The following is a 21,767-nucleotide window of genomic DNA, read 5'->3' as shown; positions in this document are numbered from 1 at the left end:
GCCTTTCGGATCAGTTGTCTTTCGCTTCCGTTTGGATCTCGTCGACGACCAGTTCGATCTCGCCGGCGGGGGAGGGGTACTCGTCGTCGACGACACCGGCCTCTCCGTCGGGGCAGACGCCCTCACAGGTCCACGTGATGCTCCAGTAGGGTGTCGCCTTGACCTCGAAGGCCTCCATGTCGTGGTAGGCCGAAGATGTCTTGAAGTAGTAATCGCACTCTTCGCCGGGGCCTTCGCCGTTGGGCCGCCCGGCTCCCTCGCAGAGCATCTCGTCTTCAACGAGGTCCCAGAGGACATACTTGAGCTCGGCGGTAGCAGTGATGGTCTGCGGCTGCACCCCCTCCGCCTCGCCGACCGATGCTTGGACGACCAAGTCTTCGGCTTCTTCCTCCGGTATCCAGAAGGATGTCTTCACGCGGACGAACGTCTTGGGATCTGGAGCGGTTTCAATGGTGGGGACGGGGAACTCGATCTTATTGAACGCTTTGGCAATCGTGTCCTCGGTGTCAGGAAGCGCAGGTTCTCCTGCGTCTCCGACTTCCCCTCCGAGGTTCCCGTCACCGGCATCGAGGCCGGGTCCGTTTCCCGGTCCGTTGTTACCGCCTTCGTTTTGGCCGTTGCCGTTGCCGGTGTTCCCGGGAACTCCTGGGTCTCCCGGCGTGCCTGGGTTCACTCCTTCGGCTCCGCATCCGAATCCGTCGCCCGTTTCGCAAGGACCGGCATAGGCGGGAGTCGGAAGAGCGAAGAGAGACGCCGCTGCCAGAGTAAAGGTGAGAAGGGTGGCGCGGGAGGGGACTTTTTTGAAGGACGTCAGCATCGCTTTCCCTTTCGGGCTTCGGCGGCCTTCCAGGTGGTGCCGTCGTACTGGAAACGGGCTTGGTAGGCGTATGTGGCGCTCTTGTCGGTGCCGCCTATGCGTTTTCCGGTGGCCGCGGAGAACTTGTAGGCCCCGAGGGTGCGGACGCAGTCGACGACCACGATCGAGGCGAGGTTCTTGGAGCGGGAGTGGATCTTGGGGTTGAGGACGTTGCGGAAGCGCCAGATGACGCCCTTGCGGTCTTTGAAGGTGGCGTTGACGTCCTCGGTGATGATGCTGAGCAGGGGCTCTGTGGCGACCTCGGCGAGGGGGGACGGGTCGCCGGTGGCGTAGGCCTGCTCGTAGGCGCGTTGGTAGGCGCGGTAGCGCTCCAGGACGTTGTCGTCCGCCTGGGCGCGGGTGATGGACGACGGGACGGGGGGAGCGGTGGAGGCGGGGGCGCTCTGAGGGGGCGCGGTGGGGGCGTCGGAGGGGGCGAACGCGCCGGTTTCGGAGGAAGGGGGCGACGAGGCGCAGGCGGTGAGGGGGAGGGCGCACAGCAGGGCCACGGCGGGGAGGGCGTACCGGAGGGTCTTCATGGCGTCTGCTCAATCCGGCGTGGCGGGATAGTGCACGACCGGAGCCTACAGAGGGGTCAGAAGGCTTGTAACCCCTGCATCGCAAGAGTTATCGACGTTTCATCGGGAGTCGTGGAACGGGCGGGGAAACCGGATGAATCCTTATTTCGGACGTGTCGTCTGGTGGTATGTGTGCTGACCGTGATGGCATGTCAGGAATGATGACAAGGTTTCACTGAACTGTTGTAAGGGCGGGAAGACTGATGGAGACTCTCTGCGACCGGGAGGAGAGGACATGAACAACGCGGCCAGGCACGCGCTGGGGATCGTGGCGGGGGTGGTGGCGGCGCCGGTGGTGCTGCTGCTGTGGTGCTACGGGATCACGGAGGCGTCGAGGATGTACCGGCTCGCCATGGAGGTGTCGGTGCTGGGGATCGTGCTGCTGACGGCGGGCGGAGTGATCGTCGGGTGGCTGTGCGGGTCGCGGGTGTCGCCGTTGGCGTCGCTGATCCCGGGGCTGGTGTTCGGCGGGCTCGGGGCGGCCGCGCTGGTCGAGCCTTATGTGCTCAGCCGGCATCTCCTCGACTTCCTGCCGGGGGACACGGGGGTCGGGTTCCTGACCCTGTCCGGTACGGGGCTGCTCCTCGCGGTGGGGGCGGTGCTGCTGGCGGCGTCGGTGCCTCCTTCGCGCTGGGTGGTGCTGCAGCGGCCTCCGGCCGTGCCCTACCCGCAGTTGCCGTTCGCGGTCGGCGGGCCCGGACAACCGGGCGGGCCCGGACAGCCGGGGGTCCCGGGGCAGCCGGACTTCTCCGCTCCGGGGCAGCCTCCGACGGACCGGCCGGTGGCCGGCGGGTCCTCGCCTGCGGTGCCTCCGCCGGGCGCCGCGCCGCAGCCACCCCCTCTCCCGTACCAGCCGGGCGCGTGAGACGGTGGGGCCGCACAGGACAGAGGACTGAACGCGAGCAGTACCGCTGAGAACGTGGAGGTGGACGATGGTGGGAGCCGACGAGCGTTTGCGGCTGCGGCACCGGGTCGACGGGGAGGTCACCGTGGTGCACCCCAGCGGCGAGGTCGACGTGTTCACCGCGCCGGCGTTGCGCGAGTTCCTGCTCGATCTCCTCGAAGGCGGGATGCGCAGGCTCGTGGTGGATCTGACGGACGTGTCGTTCCTGGACAGCACGGGCCTGGCGGTGCTGGTCGGGATCTGGCAGCGCCTGCGCTACCACGAGGGCTCCTTCGCCCTGGCCGGGGCCAACCCCCACATCACCCAGGTGCTGCACACGACCCGCCTGGACCAGCCGCTCCGTCTGCACGACACCGTGGCCGAGGCCGTCGCGGCCGCCTGAGCGCCGAAGACGCCACCCGCCCCCGTCCCGCGCCGAGCGGCCGACCAACGGCCGAACCGGCCGAACCGGCCGAACAGCCGACCCCGTCACGCGCCGAACCGGCCAGACAGTCGGCCAACGGTCGGACGATCGGTCTGCAGGCGCGTCACACGCGGTCGAGTCGCCTCCAAGAGCGGGCACGGCGAGCCCCGTAGGCGCGCCACACGCGCGTCTCCTCACCGAGGAGAGCCGCGGCCGATCGGGCCCCGCGGGTGCGTCACGCGCCAGAGGACGCGCCCGCAGGAGGCCGGAAGGTCAGTAACCGGCGGCGGGGTCGACGAGGCCGACCAGCGGGCGGTCGGCGGCGAACAGCCGTACGTTCTCCGTCACCCGCTCGCACAGCATCGTCGCCACGTACTCCGACGAGTCGGCGCAGTGCGAGGTGATCAGAACCTGGTCGTGGCTCCACAGAGGGTGCTCCGCGGGGAGCGGTTCGGGGTCGGTCACGTCCAGCCCGGCCGCGGTGACCTGGCCCGCGGCGAGCGCCTTGAGGAGCGCCTCGGTGTCGACGTGCGGGCCGCGCGCCACGTTCACCAGGACGGCGCCCGGCGGCAGGAGCGCGAATTCCGGCGCTCCCACGATGTGCCGGGTCTGCGGGGTGAGCGCCAACGCCACGACGAGCACGTCGGTGGTCGGCAGGACGTCGTGCAGCCGGGAGATCGGCAGGGTCTCGTCGGCTCCTTCCAGCGGGGTGGTGCTGCGCCGCAGGACCCGCACGCGGCAGCCGAACGGTCCGAGCAGCCGGACGAGCTCCGTGGCGATGCCGCCGCCGCCGAGGATCGTCACGTTCAGCCCGCCCAGGGAGCGCGGGTCGATGGGGTTCCAGTGCGGGGCGCGCGCGTGCCGGACGAGGTCGCGCAGGCACGCCAGGGCCAGCATGAGGGCGTGCTCGCTGACCTGCTTGGCGTAGGAGCCCTTGGCGCAGGTGAAGGCCTGCGGGTAGGAGAACGCCTCGGTGAAGTGTTCGACGCCCGCCCACGGCAGCTGCACCCAGCGCAGGCGCGGATGGGCGTCCAGGGCCTCCATGAGGGGCCCGGGGCCGCCGGGCAGCAGCCACACGAGCCCGTCGGCGTCTTCCAGCGGCACCACCTCGCCGCCGCCGTCCTCGACGGCTCTGGCGACGCGTTCCCGCAGGGGCCCCACGGAGACGTCCGTGGGACGTCCGACCCCTTCGATCGCGGCTTCCGGCGCGATAGCGATTCTTACGTTCATACCCCGAAGCCTCCCACTTTCTCCCACATCGCCGTGATTTCGTTCGGTGACGGATGACTCGCCCATAGCCATAGAAAGTGCGATCTTCGCGAGTTACTGTGATCTACACGAGCGATTCACCAAACGAGGAGGCATCCGATGACCGAAGCGGTGAAGAAGGGCGAACGTCTGTCCGGTGCCCGGCGGGAGGAGCTGGCGAAGGAGCTGGCGGAGGCCTACCAGTCGGGCCGGAGCATCAGGCAGCTCGCCGCCGAGACGGGACGCTCGTACGGTGCCGTGCACCGGCTCCTGGTCGACCATGGCGTCACCCTGCGCGGCCGCGGCGGCGCCCGGCGCGCCAAGGTGACCTGACCCGGGGGGTCACTCGGCGTCCAGCAGGGCCCGTACGGCCTCGGGAACGGTGTCGTACAGGGGGATCACCCGGTCCAGGCGGGTGATCTCGAAGGCCTTGCGCACCCGGGGGATCGCGCCGGCCACCGCCACCCCAGGGCCGAGCCCCCGGGTCATCTTCTGCGTGGTGACGATGCTGTTGAGGCCCGCCGCCGCGCAGAAGCGCACGTCGCGCAGGTTGACGACGAGGGCGCGGTCGCCGAAGCCGATGGAGGACAGCAGGGCCTCGCGGAATTTGGGCTCGGACGCCACGTCCAGCTCTCCGTGCACGTCGATCAGGACATAGCGCCCATAGTCCGACACTTCAGCTGCATACTCCATGGAAGCCCCCTTTCCCCGTGACTATTCAGAGTCGCCCGCCTACGTTCGGTTGCCAAGAGGGGCGGGGGAAATTTACTGATCCTTACCTCGGACCATGCGCATGGGTCTGGATCTCCCGGACGAGCACCGCGGTGCTCCCGGAGGCCTCCAGGACCGGCAGCGTCCCCGACGGCGCGTCGCAGGCGCCCTCGCACGTCCAGGAGACCCCGTACTCGACGGTCGCGGTGACGGTGTAGGGCGCGCGGGCGGACCGCGTCCAGACGTGCGAACAGGGCCCTTCCGGACCGCTGGGCCCCACGCACACCTCCTGCCCGTCCCCCAGGTCCCAGCGGACCCGCAGGGGGCGCCCGGTCAGCACGACGCGCTGCCCCGCCACCCGCGCCCGCGCCCGGTAGACGTGCCACAGGTCCGACTGCAGCCACAGGAACGTCCGCAGGCCCACGTAACTGGTGGGCGACGGCCGGGTGCGCGGCACCGGGACCGGCATCTCCAGCCGCGCCAGAGCCATCCGGGCCACCTCCGCGGTGCCGACCTTCGGGGCCGCGATCAACGTCGTGACGCAGAACTGCGACTCCGTGGGGCAGGGGATCACCACGTAGGGCTCGGACCGCGGCGCGTACCGTCCGGGCCGCCCCTCCGAGAGCGTCTGCAGGCAGGTGACGACCGCGGAGACCTCGCACCGCGGATCCACCAGGCGGGGCTCCGGCGGGCCGAAGGCGACGGCGAGGGCCAGGGACGTCAGCACGGCCGCACCTCGCCGACCCGCCACACCTTCCAGGTACGCCCCAGCCAGGCGTCCTCCAGCCTCAGCCGGGTCTCCACCAGCACCTGCTCGGACACCGGACGGGGCCCGACCCGCCGTCCCGTCACGGCGTCGAAGGACGCGAAGCCGGGGGAGCGCACGCAGTCCAGCACCAGCGCCGTCCGGTGCTCGATCCAGGCGACCCGCGGATTGAGCGCCAGATGGGTGCGCCGCACCACCCCCCGGTCGCGCTGGTCCTCGACCATCGCGACGAGCCGGGACGCCAGCGGCTCGGCCGCCACCTCGGGCAGGAGCGAGGCGTCGTTGTCGCCCAGCGCCGTCTCCAGCACCCGGTGGAACCCCCGGTAGGAGTCCAGGACGACCCGGGGCGGCGGCGGTGAGGGCCGCGGCGACGGCGGGGCGGCCGCGGGCATGGCGGCCCCCGCGGGCGCGAACTCCCCTCCCTCGGCGCGGGCGGTGCACGCGGCCAGCGGGAGGAACAGGGCGCAGACCAGAGCACAGGCCGAGGCGGGACGCATGGCCCGGGAGCCTAGGGACGCCCCGCCCGGCCCGAGCGCGGATCTACCAAGACTTGGCACGAACCCGCTCAGAAGGATTCCGCCCGCCGGGCGGCGGCCCGCCGAACCGCCGACGCGGCCCGTCGAACCGCCGGCGCGTCCACCGGGCCGCGCGGGCGGCCCGCAGGCCGTGCCGCCGGGCGGAAGGGTCAGCCGAGGAGGCGCAGCAGCCGGGGGTCCGGGTCGGCTCCGCGCTCCAGCGGGTCGATCAGCTCGTCCAGGTCGACGCGCTCGAAGTCCGGGCCGATGAGCACGTGCTGGCGCAGCACGTGCTCGGGGTGGTGGCCGCGGCGGCGCAGGAGGTCGCTGACGAACGGCACCAGGATGCGGCTGACCGGGAACAGCTCGGGCGACTGGCCGCCGCAGCGCTCCAGGATCTCCGCGGCGCGCCCCTCCCGGACGAGGGCGAGCACGTCGCGGGCGAGCACCGCCGGGTGGCCGAGGAGTTCGGCGGCGACCTCGCGCACCCGGATCGCGCACTGCGTGGCGGCCTCCTCCCACACCGCGGTGTCGGCGGCGTCGAACGTCACCGCGCGCAGCCCCGGCGGCTCGGGCTCGGGCGCGGTCCGCGCCGGCGTGCCGAGGCGCACCGACGTCGGGCAGGGGGCGGGCGGCAGCGGCGCGGGCGTGACCGGGCCGGGCGCGGCGTTGCCGAGCCGCTCGGCCAGCTGCTTGGCGAACCCGGCCTCCACCTCGACGGGCAGCGGGCGCAGCGGCACCGGGCGCACCCCGGCGGCCGTGGCGGGGACGCGGGAGGTGCCGAGCAGGGCCGTGACCCGCCCGGCGAGCTCGGGCAGCTCGAACCGCTCGCGCTCCTGGCCCAGCCGCCAGCGCCAGGCGGCCCAGAAGTCCACCGGGTACCAGCCGGCCGCCGCCAGCGGCCCCACGTACTGCAGGACGAACCGCTCGAAGGTCAGCGACAGGTAGGAGGCGTGCACGAGCGCCGCCGCGACGGACTCGGGCGAGACGACCTGCGCGACGAGCGCGTCCGCGAGGGTCTCGGCGCCGGCCCCTCCGGCGGGCACCAGCCGCGCGGCGGCGTGCAGGTGCACCAGCTCGTGGGCGACGACCGCCGCCAGTTCGTCGGCGGGCAGGTCGAGCACGTAGGGGAGGCCGAGCAGCAGCCTGCCGGGCAGGGCGACGACCTCCGGCACTGGGTACAGGTCGACCTCGTCGGGCGCGGGCACGCCGAGCCTGGCGGCGGTGTCGGCCACCAGCAGCCACAGGTCAGGCTGGCTCTCGGCGGTGATCGGCAGGGCGGCGGGGGCCGCACCGAAACCGGGTGCTGTCTTCACAAGGACCGGAGGCTACCAACGTGTGACGACGAAATGACCGGTCGATCACCACCGGTGTCGCGGTTCACCCGAACCGGAACGCCGCCCGCGGCGTCTGAGGCGCGTGCCTAAGCTGGTGGGCATGCTGCGCCTATTGGAGACCCGGACCGGACAGGTCGTCGGAGTCCGGCCCGGGCCCTTGAGACTCTACGTGTTTCAGCCGGATGACCTGCGAGTCTGTCTCACCGCCGACATGCTGCGCCGGGTGGGGCTCAGGTTGCGCCGCCGCGTCCTCACCACCGCAGCTCACACGGCCGATCACGGGTGGCTGGGCATCCCCCCGATGGAGGCCGGAGATCCACTTCCGGGCGCCGTGGGTGTGGGGAACCTCACCTCCGGGGCGTCCGTCGGGGTGGCGGCCTGGTCGTCTCCGCAGACCGCCGGCACCGAACCCGCGGCGCTGCGGCTCGCCCTCCTGCGCCGCCGCTACCGGGAGGAGGCGCACCTGGGACCGGAAGCGGTCAGCGCCGCCGCGGCCGACCTGGCGCGCTGGCGGGACAGGGTCGCCGCCTGGGCCACCGGGCCCTCCCGGCCCATCCACGCCCCCTACGCCGAGGAGACGCTGGCCGCCCTCTGCGACGACCTGGACGTGCCGCGCGCCCTGGAGGTCCTGGACGGCCTGATGGACGACGAGGACGTCGCGCCGGGCGCCCGCCTGGAGACCGTCCTGCAGCTCGACCAGATCCTGGCCCTGGAGCTCCCCGCCGCCATCGGCACCCGCTGAGCCCGCCGGGAGCGGCTCTGCGGAGCCCGCCGGGAGCGGAGCCGCGCGATGCGCCTCAGGCGGACCCGCGCGGTGTTCCTCAGCGCGGCGTTCCTCAGAAGGAGGGCCCCGGCGGGAAGGGCTCGAAGCCGGGCGGCGGCGGGGCGCCGTCGGCCTTGCGGACGGCGGCGAAGCGCAGCCGCACGTAGTCGGCGACCCAGCCGGACTCCCGGCGCAGCGCCGGGGCGGCCAGCTCGTTCACCCGCTCCAGCAGCGGCTGGACGAGCGGCGGCGGCACGTCCCGCAGCGGCTCGGCGGCGTACACGCGCACCCAGTCGGCGGCGCCGTCGGGCCCCTCGGTCATCCGGGTGGGGCGGTCGAAGTACTCCAGCAGCCGGACGGTGAAGCCCGCCTCCTCCAGCCGCCCGGCGTAGCCGGCGGGGGTGGGGAAGAACCACGGCAGCTCCGGCTCGGTCAGCCCGAACTCGCGCCAGGCCGTCTGCATCGCGGCGATCAGCTCGGCGCAGTTGCCCGCGCCGCCCATCTCGGCGACGAACCGGCCGCCGGGCCGCAGCGCCGAGTACACGCGGGCGATCACCGCGTCGGGGTCGCGCACCATCCAGTGCAGCGCCGACATGGAGATCACCGCGTCGTAGGCGTCGGAGACGGTGAAGTCGTGCGCGTCGCCGACGGTGAAGGACAGCTCGGGGAACTGGGAGGTGGCCTGGGCGATGAGGTGGACGTTGCCGTCGATGCCCAGCGGCTGCGCGCCGCGCGCGTGGAGCTCGGCGGTGAGCAGGCCCGCGCCGCAGCCCAGGTCGATGACCTTCTCGCCGGGCTGGGGGTCCAGCAGGTCGATGAGGGGTTCGCCGTGCGCGGAGACGTATCCGAAGGCGGAGTCGTACGTCGCCACGGACCAGTTCATAGGAGCGAAGATATCCGACGAAAGTCCACGTGTGCGGAGGTGACACCCCGACAGGTCGGCGGCCGCCCGGAGGCGCCGGAGAGTGATCTCCTAGACTCGCCCCGACGTCCAGGCGGAAGAGGTGGATCATGGAATACGCGGAGATCGGCTACCGGGTCGAGGACGGTATCGCCACGATCACCCTGAACCGCCCCGAGCAGCTCAACGCCTACACCAACCGGATGCGGCTGGAGACCCTCGACGCGTTCGACCGGATCGACGCCGACGACGACGTGCGGGTCGTGGTCGTCACCGGCGCGGGCCGGGCGTTCTGCGCCGGGGCCGACCTCTCGTCGGGGGCGGGCACCTTCGACTACGAGCAGGCGCCGGAGATGTTCGGCGGGGAAGAGCGCCTCCAGGACGGCACGCCCCGCGACGGCGGCGGCACCGTCGTGCTGCGCACCGCCCGCTGCCTCAAGCCCGTCATCGGCGCGATCAACGGCCCGGCCGTCGGCGTCGGCGTGACCATGACGCTGCCGATGGACGTGCGGATCGCCTCGGACAAGGCCAGGTTCGGGTTCGTCTTCGCCCGCCGCGGCATCGTCACCGAGGCCGCCTCCTCCTGGTACCTGCCGCGCATCGTCGGCATCTCCCAGGCGATGGAGTGGGCGATGACGGGCCGGGTCTTCCCCGCGGCCGAGGCGCTCGCGGGCGGCCTCGTCTCCCGGGTGGTCCCGCACGAGGAACTGCTGCCCGCCGCGTACGAACTGGCGCGCGAGGTCGTCGAGAACACCTCGGCCGTCGCCGTCGCCTCCATCCGCCGCCTCATGTATGCGGGGATGTCGGCCGAGACGCCCTGGCAGGCGCACGCCAACGACTCCCGGCTGATGACGGTGCTGGGCGCCGCGGCCGACGCCGGCGAGGGCATCGAGTCGTTCCTGGCCAAGCGTCCGCCGGCCTTCCCGATGAAGGTCTCCCGCGACCTGCCGGAGGCCGTTCCGGACTTCCCCCGCCACCGGGAGGACTGAGCTCACTCGCGCGGCCGGCGGCGCGGCGGCGCGGGCGGGACGACCTTGCCCGCGGCGAGGGACTCCTCGGCGACCTCCACGAGCTCGCCGTCGCGGCGCCGCACCGTCAGGACCCCGTCGGCCCAGGAGTCGAGAATCCCCACCACATCGGAGTACTCTCCGGTGTGCAGCCGACGGCGCAGCGAGACCCGCTGGCCCGTATCCGCTGGTGAGACCCTGACCACGAGACGTGCGGCGAATCCGGATGACAAGTGGGCACCCCCCACGTCGAAATGAAGACCCGGCGCCCGCAATACTATTGCTCACAAGCTTACGGTGAGCCGTGGCTGACGGCGGGGCCGGGAAGTTCTGAGAGGAGTACGGCGTGACCTACGTCATCGCGCAGCCTTGCGTGGACGTTCTCGACAAGGCGTGCATCGAGGAGTGCCCTGTCGACTGCATCTACGAGGGGCAGCGTCAGCTCTACATCCACCCGGACGAGTGCGTCGACTGTGGTGCGTGCGAGCCCGTGTGCCCGGTAGAGGCGATCTACTACGAGGACGACCTTCCCGACCAGTGGAAGGAGTTCTACAAGGTCAACGTCGAGTTCTTCGAGGAGCTGGGTTCGCCCGGCGGCGCCTCCAAGGTCGGCAAGATCGAGCGGGACCACCCGATCACCGCTGCACTCCCCCCGCAGGGCGAGTAACAGTCGTATCCCCTCTCGGCCGTGACCTTCCTCGGGTCACGGCCGAGAGGCATGTCAGGAGGAGGAGACCGATGGAACTGCCCGACTTCCCGTGGGACCGCCTGGAGCCGTACAAGAAGACGGCCGCGGCCCATCCCGGGGGCCTGGTGGACCTTTCCGTCGGCACCCCCGTCGACCCGACCCCCGAGGTGGCGCGCAAGGCGCTGGCCGAGGCCTCCGACGCGCCCGGCTACCCGCAGACCTGGGGGACGCCCGCGCTGCGCGAGTCCGTCGCGGGCTGGCTGCGCCGCCGGCTGGGCGTCCAGGCCGACCCGGACGCGGTCCTCCCCGCCATCGGCACCAAGGAGCTCGTCGCCTGGCTGCCGCTCCTGCTGGGCGTCGGGCCCGGCGACACCGTCGTCTTCCCCGAACTGGCCTACCCCACCTACGACGTGGGCGCGCGCATCGCCGGGGCGACCGGGCTGGCCTCCGACGGGCTGCTCCAGCTCGGCCCGGCGCGGCCGAAGCTGCTGTGGATCAACTCGCCCGCCAACCCCACCGGCAAGGTCCTGCCGCCCGACCACCTGCGCAAGGTCGTCTCCTGGGCGCGGGAGCGCGGCGTGACGCTGGTCAGCGACGAGTGCTACATCGAGCTGTACTGGGAGGGCGAGCAGCCCGTCTCGGTGCTGCACCCCGACATCTGCGGCGGCTCCCACGAGGGCCTGCTGGCCGTGCACTCCCTGTCCAAGCGCTCCAACCTCGCCGGTTACCGCGCGGGCTTCGTCACCGGCGACCCGGTGCTCGTCAGGCGCCTCCTGGAGCTGCGCAAGCACGCGGGGATGATCATGCCGGCGCCGGTGCAGGCGGCGATGGCCGCCACCTACGACGACGACGCCCACGCCGCCGAGCAGATCGAGCGCTACCGCGCCCGCCGCGCCACGCTGAAGACCGCCCTCGAGGGCCACGGCTTCCGCGTCGACCACTCCGAGGCGTCCCTGTACCTGTGGTCGACCCGCGACGAGCCCTGCTGGGAGACGGTCTCCCACCTGGCGTCCCTGGGCGTCCTCGTGGCCCCCGGCGAGTTCTACGGCCCCGCCGGCGGCCGCCACGTCCGCGTCGCGATCACCGCGACGGACGAGCGGATCGCCGAAGCGGTCGCCCGCCTGGGCTGACTTCGGCGTTTTCCCTCCCCGAAGCGGCTGTTTTGGGAAGAATGATCGTTTCCCTGATGGTCGGGCCGAGGAAGGTGAACACCGGTATGGCGCCCATCGCGATGATCCGCGCGTACGTCGAGAAGATCGTGCTGGAGATGCTGGGCGGTGAAGGGCCGCTGCACATCGACGACGACGGCTCGATCCCGGTGCGGCGGGGCAGCGCGCTCTTCCACATCGACGTGATCGACCGCGGCGAGAACCCGGCGCTGGTGTGCGTGTGGTCGGTCGTGCTGCACAACGCGGCGGGCGGACGCGGCCTGCTGAAGGCGCTGAACGACATCAACTCCCGGATCCTGCAGGCGCGGATCTACCTGAAGGACGGCGACGTCATCATGAGCACCGAGCTGCTCGCCGACACCGTCACCGTCGAGAACCTCTCCTACGCGGCGGACGCGATCGGCGCGCTGGCCGACCGGTTCGACGACGAGCTGCAGGAGCACTTCAGCGGGGAGAAGGCGTTCGAGGGCGACGACGACGAGGACGCGGTGCTCGTATGAACCTCGCGGACTTCAGCGACGAGCTCGCCGCGCTGGCGGGCCGGGTCCTGCCGAGCGTGGTGGCGCTGACCGTCCGGTCCGGGGACGGCACGGGGTACGGGTCGGGGTTCGTCCTGGACGGGTCCGGGCACGTGGTGACCAACCAGCACGTGGTCGAGGGCGGCGGCGAGATCATCGCCGAGCTGCCGGGGCTGCCGCCGCGGCCCGCGAAGGCCGTCGGAGCCGACCGGCTCACCGACCTGGCCGTGCTGGAGCTGGAGGGGGAGGTCCCCGGGCACCTGGAGCTGCGGCTGGAGCCCGCGCGGCTGGGCGAGCTGTGCCTGGCGCTGGGCTCGCCGCTCGGCCTGTACCCGGAGTCCGTCTCGCTGGGGATCATCAGCGGGCTGGCCCGTTCGCTGCCGACCCGGGGCGCCGCGCGGTCCCTGGAGCGGGTGCTGCAGACCGACTGCGCCATCAACCCCGGCAACTCGGGCGGGCCGCTGGTCGACGTCCGGGGCCGGGTCCTGGGCGTGAACACCGCGATCCGGGCGGACGGGGCGGGCATCGGCTTCGCCGTCCCGGCCGGGACGGTCCGCGCGATCGCCGCCGAGCTGATCGCGCACGGACGCGTCGCCCGCGCCTCGCTGGGCGTCGCGATCGCCGAACGGCACGTGGAGATCGGCGGGCGGACGGTCAAGCGCCAGGTCATCACCCGGATCGGCCGGAACGTCGACCACGGCCTGCGGGTCGGCGACGCGCTGCTGGCCGTCGACGGGGTGGAGATCGACGGGCGGGCCGCCCTGTACGACCAGCTCGGCGGCGACCGCGTCGGCCGGGAGCTGACGCTGGCCGTGCACCGCGAGGGCCGGATCCGCAACGTCCGGGTGGTGCCCTCCGCGCTGGAGGACTGATTCCTCCCCGGACGCCTACAATCCGGGGGAAATCCGAGATTTTGGAAGGTTCCCATGCTGGAGCTGGTTCGCCCCGCCGTCGACGTGCGCGCCGACGGCCTGGCGTTCACCCTGGACGCCGCGCCGGAGGAGGCGCTGGCCGTCCGGTCCTGGCGGGTGGCCGGGGTCGCGGTGGAGGCGCGCCTCCTGGGCAACGGCCACCAGGTGGTGGCCGGCGAGGTCGTCGAGACCGTCGCCCAGCTCCCCGGCCGCGACGGGCCGCTGCCGTACAAGCTGCACCGCGACGTGGGCGGCTGGTCGTACGGCTTCACGGCCGACGTCTACAAGCGCGACTACGTCGACTTCGACCGTGCGGTGAAGTTCCTCCGCGGCTACCTGGACGGCCGTGACGACACCGTCGCGGGGGTCTTCGTCCGCGACCGGGACGAGCTCAGCGGGGTGCTGGTCCGGCAGATCAAACGGGGTCTGGAGTGGCGCGCCTGGCAGACCTTCCCCCGGACGCGACAAATTGTCAGTACCCGGACCCGGATGCTGATCGGGTGAGGAACCGGGTGCTACCCTGACGCTGTCAGTAAGCACTTACCTTGGGAGAGTGGCCCGTGGCGCGCGAGATCTTCAACGAGGAGCACGAGGCGTTCCGCGACATGGTGAAATCCTTCATCGAGAAGGAGATCGCGCCGTATCACGAGCAGTGGGAGAAGGACGGCATCGTCTCCCGCGACGTGTGGCTGGCCGCGGGCCGGGCGGGCCTGCTCGGCATCGACATGCCCGAGGAGTTCGGCGGCGGCGGCAACGACGACTACCGCTACTACGTCATCTTCAACGAGGAGCTGGCCCGCGCCGGCGTGCACGGCCCCGGCTTCGCCGTCCACAACGACATCAACGGCGGCTACCTGCGCCAGCTCGCCAACGACGAGCAGAAGGCCCGCTGGTTCCCCGGCTACTGCTCCGGCGAGATCATCACCGCCATCGCGATGACCGAGCCCGCCGCCGGCTCCGACCTCCAGGGCATCAAGACCACCGCCCTCAAGGACGGCGACCACTACGTCCTCAACGGTTCCAAGACCTTCATCTCCAACGGCATCCTCTCCGACCTGGTCATCGTCGTCGCCAAGACCGACCCGTCGGCCGGCGCCCGCGGCGTCTCCCTCCTGGTCGTCGAGCGCGGCATGCCCGGCTTCGAGCGCGGCCGCAACCTGGAGAAGGTCGGCATGCACGCCCAGGACACCGCCGAGCTCTTCTTCGACAACGTCCGCGTCCCCGCCGCCAACCTCCTCGGTGAAGAGGGCCTCGGCTTCATCTACCTCATGCAGAACCTCGCCCGCGAGCGCCTGTCCATCGGCACCACGGCCCTGGCCGGCGCCGAGACCGCCTTCGAGCAGACCGTCGAGTACTGCAAGACCCGCACCGCCTTCGGCAAGCCCATCGGCGCCTTCCAGAACACCCGCTTCAAGCTCGCCGAGATGAAGACCGAGCTCACCTTCGCCCGCGCCTTCACCGACCAGTGCATCATGGCCGACACCGCCCACGCCCTCACCCCCGAGGACGCGGCCATGCTCAAGTGGCGCAACACCGAGATGTGCAAGACCATCGTCGACACCTGCGTCCAGCTCTTCGGCGGCTACGGCTACATGACCGAGTACCCCATCGCCAAGGCCTACCAGGACGTCCGCATCCAGACCATCTTCGGCGGCACCACCGAGATCATGAAGGAGATCATCGGCAGGAGCCTGTTCCGCTGACGCCGCCCGGACGGGACGCCGGTCGGCGTCCGGGTTCTGGAACAACTCGTGCGCACCGGAGTGCGGGGGAACCGGAACCCCCGGTCTTCCTCCGATGGGCTGTGACGAAGGGCCCGGCCGCCGACCAGCGGCCGGGCCCTTCGCGGTGTCGGCGGCCGGGTTCCGGCGGGCTCCCCGCGGACCGCCGCCCGCCGGGGCCGGACGACGACCGGCCAGAGCCGGACGACGGCCGGCCGCGGGGCCGGGGGGCGCGTCGGCGTGCCGGCGGCTACGGTTGCTCTTGATCAACTCCATGCGTCAGTGCTCGACCCCGAGAAGCAGCCCCCGTAGAGATCGCACGTGATCGCTTCTGAGCAGCAAGGATCGTCATGAACAGAGTGCAGGGCAAAGTCGCCTTCATCACCGGTGCCGCGCGCGGCCAGGGCCGTGCGGAGGCGGTCAGGCTCGCCGAGGAGGGCGCCGACCTGATCCTCACGGATCTGTGCGCGTCCGCCACTGAGACCGACTACGCGGCGGCCACGCCCGAGGAGCTGGCCGAGACCGTGGCGCTGGTGGAGAAGCTCGGCCGCCGCGTCGTCCACGGCATCGCCGACGTGCGCGACCTCGACGCGCTGGAGGAGCTCGTGCGGCGCGGCGTCGAGGAGTTGGGCCGCCTCGACGTCGTGGTCGCCAACGCCGGCGTCGTCAACTGGGGGCGCTTTTGGGAGATGAGCCCGCAGCGCTGGCAGGACATGATCGACATCAACCTCACCGGCGTCTTCAACACCCTGCGCGCCGCCGTACCGGCCATGATCGCCGCGGGTAACGGCGGCTCCGTCATCGCCACCAGCTCCGTCGCGGGCATCAAGTCCCTGCCCGGCCAGTCCCACTACAGCGCGGCCAAGCACGGCGTCGTCGGCTTCGCCAAGTCCGCGGCCATCGAGCTCGCGCCCTACCAGATCCGCGTCAACACCATCCACCCGTGGGGCGTGCGCACCCCGATGGGCGAGATGGGGCCGGAAGCCCAGCAGATCTTCACGGACCACCCCTCCTACGGGGCCTCCATGGGCCAGGTCCTGGCCGACCCGGTCTTCTCCGAGCCCGAGGACATCGCCAACCTCGTCCTCTTCCTCGCCTCCGACGAGTCCCGCACCATCACCGGCGCGCAACTCCCCATCGACCACGGCGCGACCAAGGTCTGACCCGGGCCTCGCCTGTCCCGTTCCCGGCCGGGGACGGGACGGGCACGCGCGTGGCGCCGGCCGCCGGACCGTCCGGGACCGCGGCGGCCCTGCCGTCGCTCCGCACGCGCGTCCTCGTGATCGGCGACCGCCGGCGCGGAGGACCGGTCGCGGCCGGTGTCACGGGGCGGGCGGGAGCGGGGGCAGCGGCAGGGGCAGGCCCGGGAGGCCGTCCATGCTGGTCGCTATGTACTCCTTCTTGTGGAAGTACGCGTCGAGCGTGTCGTCGGTCTCGCGGGCGAAGCGCGAGGCGTGCAGCGGGCGGTCCTCTTCGTAGGTCATGAACGGGACGGCGTATCCGCAGGTGTCGCGGATCTTCTCGGCGGTCACGACGATGATCGCGCGCAGGCCGTGCGGGGCGGGGTCGATGTCCGGGAAGCGGGCCAGCAGTTCGGCCCAGCGCGCGTCGTCGCGGAAGACGGGCTCCCCGCGGCCGTGCACGCGCACGATGTTGGGCGGTCCGTCGAAGGCGCACCACATCAAGGTGATGCGGCCGTTCTCCCGCAGGTGGGCGATCGTTTCGGCGTTGCTCCCGGCGAAGTCGAGGTACGCGACGGTGTGCTCGTCGAGCACCGCGAACGAGCCGTTCAGCCCCTTGGGCGACAGGTTGACGGTGCCGTCACCGTCCAGCGGCGCCGTCGCGGTGAAAAAGATGTGCTGCGCCTCGATGAAGGCGCGCAGCCTGCCTTCGATCCGCTCATAGCTCTTCCCCATGAACTGATTATGGCGGAATGTCGCCTTCTGCGTGGAAGGGGCACGCGCGTCCGACGTGCAGGACAGGGGCCGGAACACCGGCCGAACCCGGCCGCCACGGGGAGGACGGCTCTGGTCGGGCGCCGCCTCGCGGCGCGAAAGTGGAATCAGAACTCTGCGGCCGGAGGGAGAAGTGCCGTTTCCTCTCCATGTCCTTGGACGTGCCCGCCGAAGAGGACGGCGACCACTTCGCCGGACCCGGCGAAGTGGCTCGGGGATATTCCGGTGCGCGGAAATGAAATACCGATATGGCGGTGCCGATAACGGTTTCCGGTCGATGGGGTTCTTCACATGATCGACACAGGGCGGCCGGGGGCCGGGGGTCAGTAGCGGCGGCTCCAGCGCCTGTCCTCGTCGGGGCGGCTCTGGGGGTCGTCGAAGTAGAAGGCCATGACCAGGACGAAAATCGTGATGGTCAGCACGGCGAGGAAAGCGGCCGGGGGGAGAATGGAGCCGGTCATCATGCCCTTCTCTCATGGGTCGAGGTCGGAACGGATGTGCTTTCTTCTATTGTGCGCGTTCCGGCGGGGCGGCCGTGCCGTGCCGGAGTCGGGGGGGCGGAGACGGCGGTCACATGATTGGCGGAATGGTCCGAGGGGTATATGCGGTGACCTGCCCCGTTCCGTATGGCGTGTGACGGGCCGCACAGGAAAGGCGCGGTCCGGTTGTAACGAAGACCACGTAAGAGGTTTCGGCCATCGGGCCGAGGCGCCATCGGCGGCCGTTCCGGGCCCGATCGCAGAACGGTTTTCGTGCGCATTGTGCACGTTTTGAGCAGGCTCGAAGACCGGGTCCTCGGCCGCCGGTGGGGCGCGGCCCCTCGGGACGTGGACGAAATGTGTCTCTTGTCGCGTTGGTCGGCAGTCCTTAGGCTGGGCCGGTTCGCCGATCGAGGAGGATGGCCGTGTCCGAGGAAGCCCGCGAGTTCCGTGCCCGCTATGAGCGGCATGTTCAGTTCGTTCTGGACGGTGACCTCACCTCCGCCCTGGCGGACATGGTGCAGGAGAACATGCCGAAGATGTTCGAGGGCGTCACCGTTCCCGGCGGGAACGTCGTCTCGCTGCGCGTCCTGGACGTGCGCAAGGAGGGGGAGGCCTGGGTCGGGGACACCGTCTACGTCACCGAGGACGGGCCGATCGGGCTGCGCTCGTTCTGGGAGTCGCGCGACGGGGTCTGGCTGGCGGCCGCGCTGGAGAACTTCCCGGTCCCGCAGGACGCCTGAGCGGGGAGGCTCCCACCGAGAAGCGCGAGACGGAGGCGCCCGGGTGGGCGGGCGCCTCCGTCATGCCGGTGGTCCGCCTCGAACCGGGCGCGGTGACCGCTGGTGAAAGATCTGCCGAACGGCAGATGTCCCGGTAAGGCGGCGGGTCCGAGGCTTGACCCCATGAGAGATCACAAGCGAATCGCCGGGATCGGGACCTGCGCGGTCGTGCTGGCCCAGCTCACCGCGTGCGGTCTGACGGCCGCCGCCACACCGGCCGAGGTGCTCCTGCGCGCCGACACCGACCGCGACGGGCGGCTGACGTCCGCCGACGACGACCGGCGGGACGGCTGGACGGACGCCCGCGGCGCGATCATGTTGCCGAACCTCGACGACGACACCTCGCGCTGTCCCGTGAAGGGCCGGGGCGGCGAGCGGCTCACCGACGCGGCGCTGGCGGCCTGCAACGACGCCGCGGACGAGGTGGTGAACGGCGAGGACGACGCCGCCGACCTGGCACCGCTGGAGATACCGGCGGTCAAGGGCGTCTCGTCCGCCGCGCGGGCGACGCTGCTGCCCGACGCCTCCTCGCGGGACAGGGTCAGAATCTTCATCGACCGCGGCGGGCGTCTCACGGCGCTCGGCGCGGACGGCGGGATCCGCGCGGACGAACTGCGCCGTGGGGTCCGGCTGGCGGTCGAAGCACGGGACTTCGTCCGCGACACGGCCGTCTGGTCCGGATTCGGCGACCTCACCCTCACCCTCACCGACGGCGGCCGGACCCGGAGCGACACCGTGCGGCTGCGCGTGGCCCCGGTGCTCTTCCAGCACGACCTCCTGCGCCTGGACCAGGCCGTGGTGGCGAGCCCCGCGGCACCCGTGACCCTCGAAGGCGGGAACGCGCCCGCCGAGCGCACCCCGGGAGCGAAGGAGTACCGGCGCGACCTGCGCCGCGGCCTCAACGCCGAGGGCCTGCGGAAACCGTTCATCGAGTCGCCGGCCGGCGGCGACCAGTGGATGGGCGACATGTTCAAGTCCGGCTACGCGTCCATGCCGGGACCGGACGGCAAGGAACACCACATCGTGGTCAATCTCCGCTCCCCGGCCGTGCCCCCGGACTTCCCGGCGCGCGACCGCCCGCTGCGCGACGCCTCCCGTCCCGTCTTCACGATGATGCGGGGACCGGGCGTCGCGGGCCTCCAGCAGTTCGACGCCGAGGCCGTCGACCGCCCCGACGACAACCTGTACTACGGCTCGGCGAGCTCCAGCGGCAACTTCGGGACGATCCCCCCGTACGGCGAGTACCCCACCGGCCGGATCCTCTACGGCGGCGAAGGCGACTTCACCCCGGACAAGACGTTCATCCGGATGCTGGAAGCCCAGGGCCATCAGGCCCCGCTCGCCGTCGACACCAGCTGGCTCGGCGTGGGGCACCTCGACGAGTTCCTCCACTTCGTCCCCCGGCAGGGCGGCAAGGGCTGGTCCATGATCGTCGCCGATCCCCGGCTGGGCATGGACCTCCTGAAGCAGGTCGCCCGCGACGGCGGAGGCAGCCAGCCGCTGGTCGGCGGCATCGCCCCGGCCGACACGCCGTTCCCCGGCCTCACCGTCGCCCAGGCGCTCACCAAGCCGGAACTGGTGAACGGCACCCGCATCGCCACCGCCGGCGTCGAACGGGCCCTGCGGCAGCTCCGCGACGGAGCGGGCATCACCGAAGCGGACATCATCCGCCTCCCGGCACTGTTCACCCGGCTCGACCTGCCCGACGACTACCCGCGCAAGGACCTCACCGTCACCTACCTCCCCGATGTCGTCAACGGCATCAGCACCGGAACCGGCGGCTACCTGGCCCCCGCCCAGCACGGACCGCGGCACGACGGGCGGGACGTGTTCCAGCACGCCACCGAGCGGGCCCTGGAGCGGGCCGGCGTCCGCGTCCACTGGATCGAGGACTGGGACTACTCGCACAACGTCGGCACCGCGGGCGGGGACATCCACTGCGTCACCAACGTCCAGCGCGACCTGACCGGGACCACCCCCTGGTGGCGCTCCACCGGCGGACGGACCCCCGCGAAGAACTGAGCAGAAGCCGCCCGGAACCCCCTGAACCGCTCAGGCGTAGGTGTAGTCGGTCAGGGGGAAGCCGACGGCTTCGCGGTGGGCGTTGACCGTCGAGGTGGGGCGGAGGAGGGTGGCCTCGCCGTGCTGGTTGAAGTAGTAGCTGTTGGCGGTCGCGCACTGGCCGAGGGCGAAGACCGACTGGCCGACCTTCTCGGTCATGCGGGCGAGGAAGTCGTCGTTCGCCCGCTGGGTGACCTCGAAGACGCGGGAGCCGCGGCGGCGCATGGCGGTGAAGAGGCGGTCCATGTGCTTCATCTGGGATTCGATGGTGGTGAAGTACGAGAGGCCGCTGTAGGAGTAGGGGCTGTTCAGGGACAGGAAGTTGGGGAAGCCGGGGACGGCGACGCCCTCGTAGGCCTGGAAGCGGTTCTCCCGCCACCATTCGCCGAGGTTCTTGCCGTCGCGGCCGATGATCTCGAAGGCGGGGAAGTTGACGTCCCAGAGGTTGAAGCCGGTGGCCAGGACGAGGACGTCGATGTCGGTGCGGCGGCCGTCGGCGGTGATGACGCCGGTCTCGTCGATGCGGGAGATGCCGGACGTCTCCAGGTGGACGTGCGGCCGGGTGAAGGCCGGGAAGTAGTCGTTGGAGAAGGTGGGGCGCTTGCAGCCGAACGAGTAGTCGGGCAGGAGCTTGCGGCGTAGTTCGGGGTCGCTCACCTGGCGGCGCAGGTGGGCGCGGCACCAGCGTTCGGCGAGGCGGTTGGCGAGCCGGAACCGCCTGTAGTGGATCACGCCCGAGATCATCATCAGTTCGAGGACGGCGCTGCCGAGCAGGCGGACGAGGCGCTGGGTCTGCGGGATCCGGGCGAACGCCGTCTGCAGGGCTCGGGGGACGGCGTAGTCGGGCTTCGGGCTGACCCAGATCGGGGTGCGCTGGTAGACGGTCAGCTCCGCGGCGGCCTTGGCGAGTTCGGGGATGAGCTGCACGGCGGTGGCGCCGGTGCCGATGATCGCCGCCCGCCTGCCGGCCAGGTCGCAGGCGTCGTCCCAGGCGGCGGTGTGGACGACGTCGCCGCGGAAGGTGTCGATGCCGTCGATGTCGGGAGTCCTGGGCTGGGAGAGGAAACCGGTCGCGGCGAGGAGGTACGTCGCGGTGACGGTCTCGCCGCCGTCGAGGCCGACGGTCCAGCGCGATCCGTCCCACTCCGCCCGGGTCACGGTCGCGCCGAAGCGCATCGACCGGCGCAGGTCGTACTTCTCGGCGACGTGCAGGGCGTAGTCCTTCAGCTCCGCCCCGGGCGCGAACAGCCGCGACCAGTACGGGTTGGGCTCGAACGAGTAGGAGTACGTCGACGACGGGATGTCGACGGCGAGGCCGGGGTAGCGGTTCACGTGCCAGGTGCCGCCGAGGTCGTCCTCGCGGTCGAGGATGAGCAGGTCGCGGTAGCCGAGCCGGCGGAGCTGGATCGCGGCGCCCATGCCGCCGAAGCCGGCGCCGACGATGACGGCGTCGTACTGCTTGCTCATGCGTCACTCCCGGGGGGCGGAATCGTG

The 21,767-nt window shown here is 71.4% G+C and carries 26 protein-coding genes; 14 read left to right on the top strand and 12 right to left on the bottom strand.

The genetic code is table 11. From position 1 onward, the window contains the following. Window positions 1-10: 10 nt before the first annotated feature. The gene (locus ABD140_RS16315; RefSeq protein ID WP_344241617.1) at window positions 11-817 is read right to left on the bottom strand and encodes a hypothetical protein; all 807 of its coding nucleotides are present in this window, start codon (window positions 815-817) and stop codon (window positions 11-13) included. Further along, on the bottom strand, window positions 811-1,395 hold the full coding sequence (locus ABD140_RS16310) for a hypothetical protein (RefSeq protein WP_344241615.1): 585 nt from the start codon (window positions 1,393-1,395) through the stop codon (window positions 811-813). The genes ABD140_RS16315 and ABD140_RS16310 overlap by 7 nt, the downstream gene beginning before the upstream one ends. A gap of 274 nt (window positions 1,396-1,669) precedes the next feature. Here ABD140_RS16310 and ABD140_RS16305 point away from each other — a divergent pair, with 274 nt between their 5' ends. Both ABD140_RS16305 and ABD140_RS16300 read left to right on the top strand, forming a co-directional pair. Then, on the top strand, window positions 1,670-2,299 hold the full coding sequence (locus ABD140_RS16305; protein WP_344241613.1) for a hypothetical protein: 630 nt from the start codon (window positions 1,670-1,672) through the stop codon (window positions 2,297-2,299). Between the two features lie 67 nt (window positions 2,300-2,366). Next, window positions 2,367-2,720 (top strand): STAS domain-containing protein, encoded by a 354-nt coding sequence (locus ABD140_RS16300; RefSeq protein ID WP_344241611.1) that lies wholly within the window; start codon window positions 2,367-2,369, stop codon window positions 2,718-2,720. 294 nt (window positions 2,721-3,014) lie between these two features. On the opposite strand, the gene ABD140_RS16295 is transcribed toward ABD140_RS16300, so the two are convergent. Further along, the gene (locus ABD140_RS16295; RefSeq protein WP_344241609.1) at window positions 3,015-3,971 is read right to left on the bottom strand and encodes a D-isomer specific 2-hydroxyacid dehydrogenase family protein; all 957 of its coding nucleotides are present in this window, start codon (window positions 3,969-3,971) and stop codon (window positions 3,015-3,017) included. A gap of 138 nt (window positions 3,972-4,109) precedes the next feature. Here ABD140_RS16295 and ABD140_RS16290 point away from each other — a divergent pair, with 138 nt between their 5' ends. Continuing rightward, window positions 4,110-4,322 (top strand): helix-turn-helix domain-containing protein, encoded by a 213-nt coding sequence (locus tag ABD140_RS16290; RefSeq protein ID WP_344241607.1) that lies wholly within the window; start codon window positions 4,110-4,112, stop codon window positions 4,320-4,322. Between the two features lie 9 nt (window positions 4,323-4,331). Here ABD140_RS16290 and ABD140_RS16285 read toward each other — a convergent pair whose 3' ends face one another. The 4 genes from ABD140_RS16285 to ABD140_RS16270 form a co-directional block, all read right to left on the bottom strand. Further along, window positions 4,332-4,682, bottom strand: a complete 351-nt coding sequence (locus ABD140_RS16285; RefSeq protein WP_344241605.1) for an STAS domain-containing protein — start codon at window positions 4,680-4,682, stop codon at window positions 4,332-4,334. Window positions 4,683-4,764: 82 nt separating this feature from the next. After that, window positions 4,765-5,427: a hypothetical protein gene (locus tag ABD140_RS16280; RefSeq protein WP_344241603.1), complete on the bottom strand. Its 663-nt coding sequence runs from the start codon at window positions 5,425-5,427 to the stop codon at window positions 4,765-4,767. Continuing rightward, complete coding sequence (locus ABD140_RS16275; RefSeq protein ID WP_344241601.1) at window positions 5,421-5,963, bottom strand: hypothetical protein; 543 nt, start codon at window positions 5,961-5,963, stop codon at window positions 5,421-5,423. The genes ABD140_RS16280 and ABD140_RS16275 overlap by 7 nt, the downstream gene beginning before the upstream one ends. 188 nt (window positions 5,964-6,151) lie before the next feature. Beyond that, window positions 6,152-7,297 carry a M48 family metalloprotease gene (locus ABD140_RS16270; protein ID WP_344241599.1) on the bottom strand — a complete coding sequence of 382 codons (1,146 nt, stop codon included), beginning with the start codon at window positions 7,295-7,297 and terminating at the stop codon, window positions 6,152-6,154. A 244-nt stretch (window positions 7,298-7,541) separates the two neighbouring features. Here ABD140_RS16270 and ABD140_RS16265 point away from each other — a divergent pair, with 244 nt between their 5' ends. Further along, a complete protein-coding gene (locus tag ABD140_RS16265) occupies window positions 7,542-8,060 on the top strand; it encodes a hypothetical protein (protein WP_344241597.1) in 519 nt (172 codons plus the stop codon). A gap of 94 nt (window positions 8,061-8,154) precedes the next feature. Here the strand turns inward: ABD140_RS16265 and ABD140_RS16260 are convergent, their stop codons facing one another. Further along, window positions 8,155-8,964 carry a class I SAM-dependent methyltransferase gene (locus ABD140_RS16260; protein WP_344241595.1) on the bottom strand — a complete coding sequence of 270 codons (810 nt, stop codon included), beginning with the start codon at window positions 8,962-8,964 and terminating at the stop codon, window positions 8,155-8,157. Window positions 8,965-9,092: 128 nt separating this feature from the next. Between ABD140_RS16260 and ABD140_RS16255 the strand changes: the two genes are divergently transcribed. Next, window positions 9,093-9,971, top strand: a complete 879-nt coding sequence (locus tag ABD140_RS16255; protein ID WP_344241593.1) for an enoyl-CoA hydratase-related protein — start codon at window positions 9,093-9,095, stop codon at window positions 9,969-9,971. Window positions 9,972-9,973: 2 nt separating this feature from the next. Here the strand turns inward: ABD140_RS16255 and ABD140_RS16250 are convergent, their stop codons facing one another. Then, the gene (locus tag ABD140_RS16250) at window positions 9,974-10,222 is read right to left on the bottom strand and encodes a putative acetyltransferase (protein ID WP_344241591.1); all 249 of its coding nucleotides are present in this window, start codon (window positions 10,220-10,222) and stop codon (window positions 9,974-9,976) included. A 113-nt stretch (window positions 10,223-10,335) separates the two neighbouring features. Between ABD140_RS16250 and fdxA the strand changes: the two genes are divergently transcribed. The 7 genes from fdxA (at window position 10,336) to ABD140_RS16215 (ending at window position 16,159) form a co-directional block, all read left to right on the top strand. Continuing rightward, window positions 10,336-10,656, top strand: a complete 321-nt coding sequence (gene fdxA, locus ABD140_RS16245) for a ferredoxin (RefSeq protein WP_106399411.1) — start codon at window positions 10,336-10,338, stop codon at window positions 10,654-10,656. A gap of 71 nt (window positions 10,657-10,727) precedes the next feature. After that, entirely contained in the window at window positions 10,728-11,807 is a 1,080-nt protein-coding gene (gene dapC, locus ABD140_RS16240) for a succinyldiaminopimelate transaminase (protein ID WP_344241588.1), read from the top strand. 86 nt (window positions 11,808-11,893) lie between these two features. Next, a complete protein-coding gene (locus ABD140_RS16235) occupies window positions 11,894-12,346 on the top strand; it encodes a T3SS (YopN, CesT) and YbjN peptide-binding chaperone 1 (protein WP_344241586.1) in 453 nt (150 codons plus the stop codon). After that, window positions 12,343-13,236, top strand: a complete 894-nt coding sequence (locus ABD140_RS16230; RefSeq protein WP_344241584.1) for a S1C family serine protease — start codon at window positions 12,343-12,345, stop codon at window positions 13,234-13,236. Before ABD140_RS16235 ends, ABD140_RS16230 begins: the two co-directional genes overlap by 4 nt. Window positions 13,237-13,290: 54 nt before the next feature. Further along, window positions 13,291-13,779 (top strand): DUF2617 family protein, encoded by a 489-nt coding sequence (locus ABD140_RS16225; protein ID WP_344241582.1) that lies wholly within the window; start codon window positions 13,291-13,293, stop codon window positions 13,777-13,779. 56 nt (window positions 13,780-13,835) lie between these two features. After that, a complete protein-coding gene (locus ABD140_RS16220) occupies window positions 13,836-14,978 on the top strand; it encodes an acyl-CoA dehydrogenase family protein (protein WP_344241580.1) in 1,143 nt (380 codons plus the stop codon). 368 nt (window positions 14,979-15,346) lie between these two features. After that, window positions 15,347-16,159, top strand: coding sequence for a mycofactocin-coupled SDR family oxidoreductase (locus tag ABD140_RS16215; protein ID WP_344241578.1), 813 nt, complete (start codon window positions 15,347-15,349; stop codon window positions 16,157-16,159). A gap of 159 nt (window positions 16,160-16,318) precedes the next feature. On the opposite strand, the gene ABD140_RS16210 is transcribed toward ABD140_RS16215, so the two are convergent. Beyond that, entirely contained in the window at window positions 16,319-16,912 is a 594-nt protein-coding gene (locus ABD140_RS16210) for a pyridoxamine 5'-phosphate oxidase family protein (RefSeq protein WP_344241576.1), read from the bottom strand. Between the two features lie 362 nt (window positions 16,913-17,274). Continuing rightward, complete coding sequence (locus tag ABD140_RS16205; protein WP_344241574.1) at window positions 17,275-17,412, bottom strand: hypothetical protein; 138 nt, start codon at window positions 17,410-17,412, stop codon at window positions 17,275-17,277. 443 nt (window positions 17,413-17,855) lie between these two features. On the opposite strand from ABD140_RS16205, the gene ABD140_RS16200 reads away from it, so the two are divergent. Then, window positions 17,856-18,173 (top strand): hypothetical protein, encoded by a 318-nt coding sequence (locus ABD140_RS16200; RefSeq protein WP_344241572.1) that lies wholly within the window; start codon window positions 17,856-17,858, stop codon window positions 18,171-18,173. Window positions 18,174-18,335: 162 nt separating this feature from the next. Beyond that, window positions 18,336-20,234 (top strand): protein-arginine deiminase family protein, encoded by a 1,899-nt coding sequence (locus ABD140_RS16195; protein ID WP_344241570.1) that lies wholly within the window; start codon window positions 18,336-18,338, stop codon window positions 20,232-20,234. Window positions 20,235-20,264: 30 nt separating this feature from the next. Here ABD140_RS16195 and ABD140_RS16190 read toward each other — a convergent pair whose 3' ends face one another. Continuing rightward, complete coding sequence (locus ABD140_RS16190) at window positions 20,265-21,740, bottom strand: flavin-containing monooxygenase (protein WP_344241568.1); 1,476 nt, start codon at window positions 21,738-21,740, stop codon at window positions 20,265-20,267. Window positions 21,741-21,767: the final 27 nt, after the last annotated feature.

It is taken from the genome of Actinocorallia libanotica (genome assembly GCF_039525175.1).
GTDB lineage: Bacteria > Actinomycetota > Actinomycetes > Streptosporangiales > Streptosporangiaceae > Actinocorallia > Actinocorallia libanotica.
Note: the sequence above shows the minus strand (reverse complement) of the source record. Positions and strands in the feature narration are given on the sequence as shown.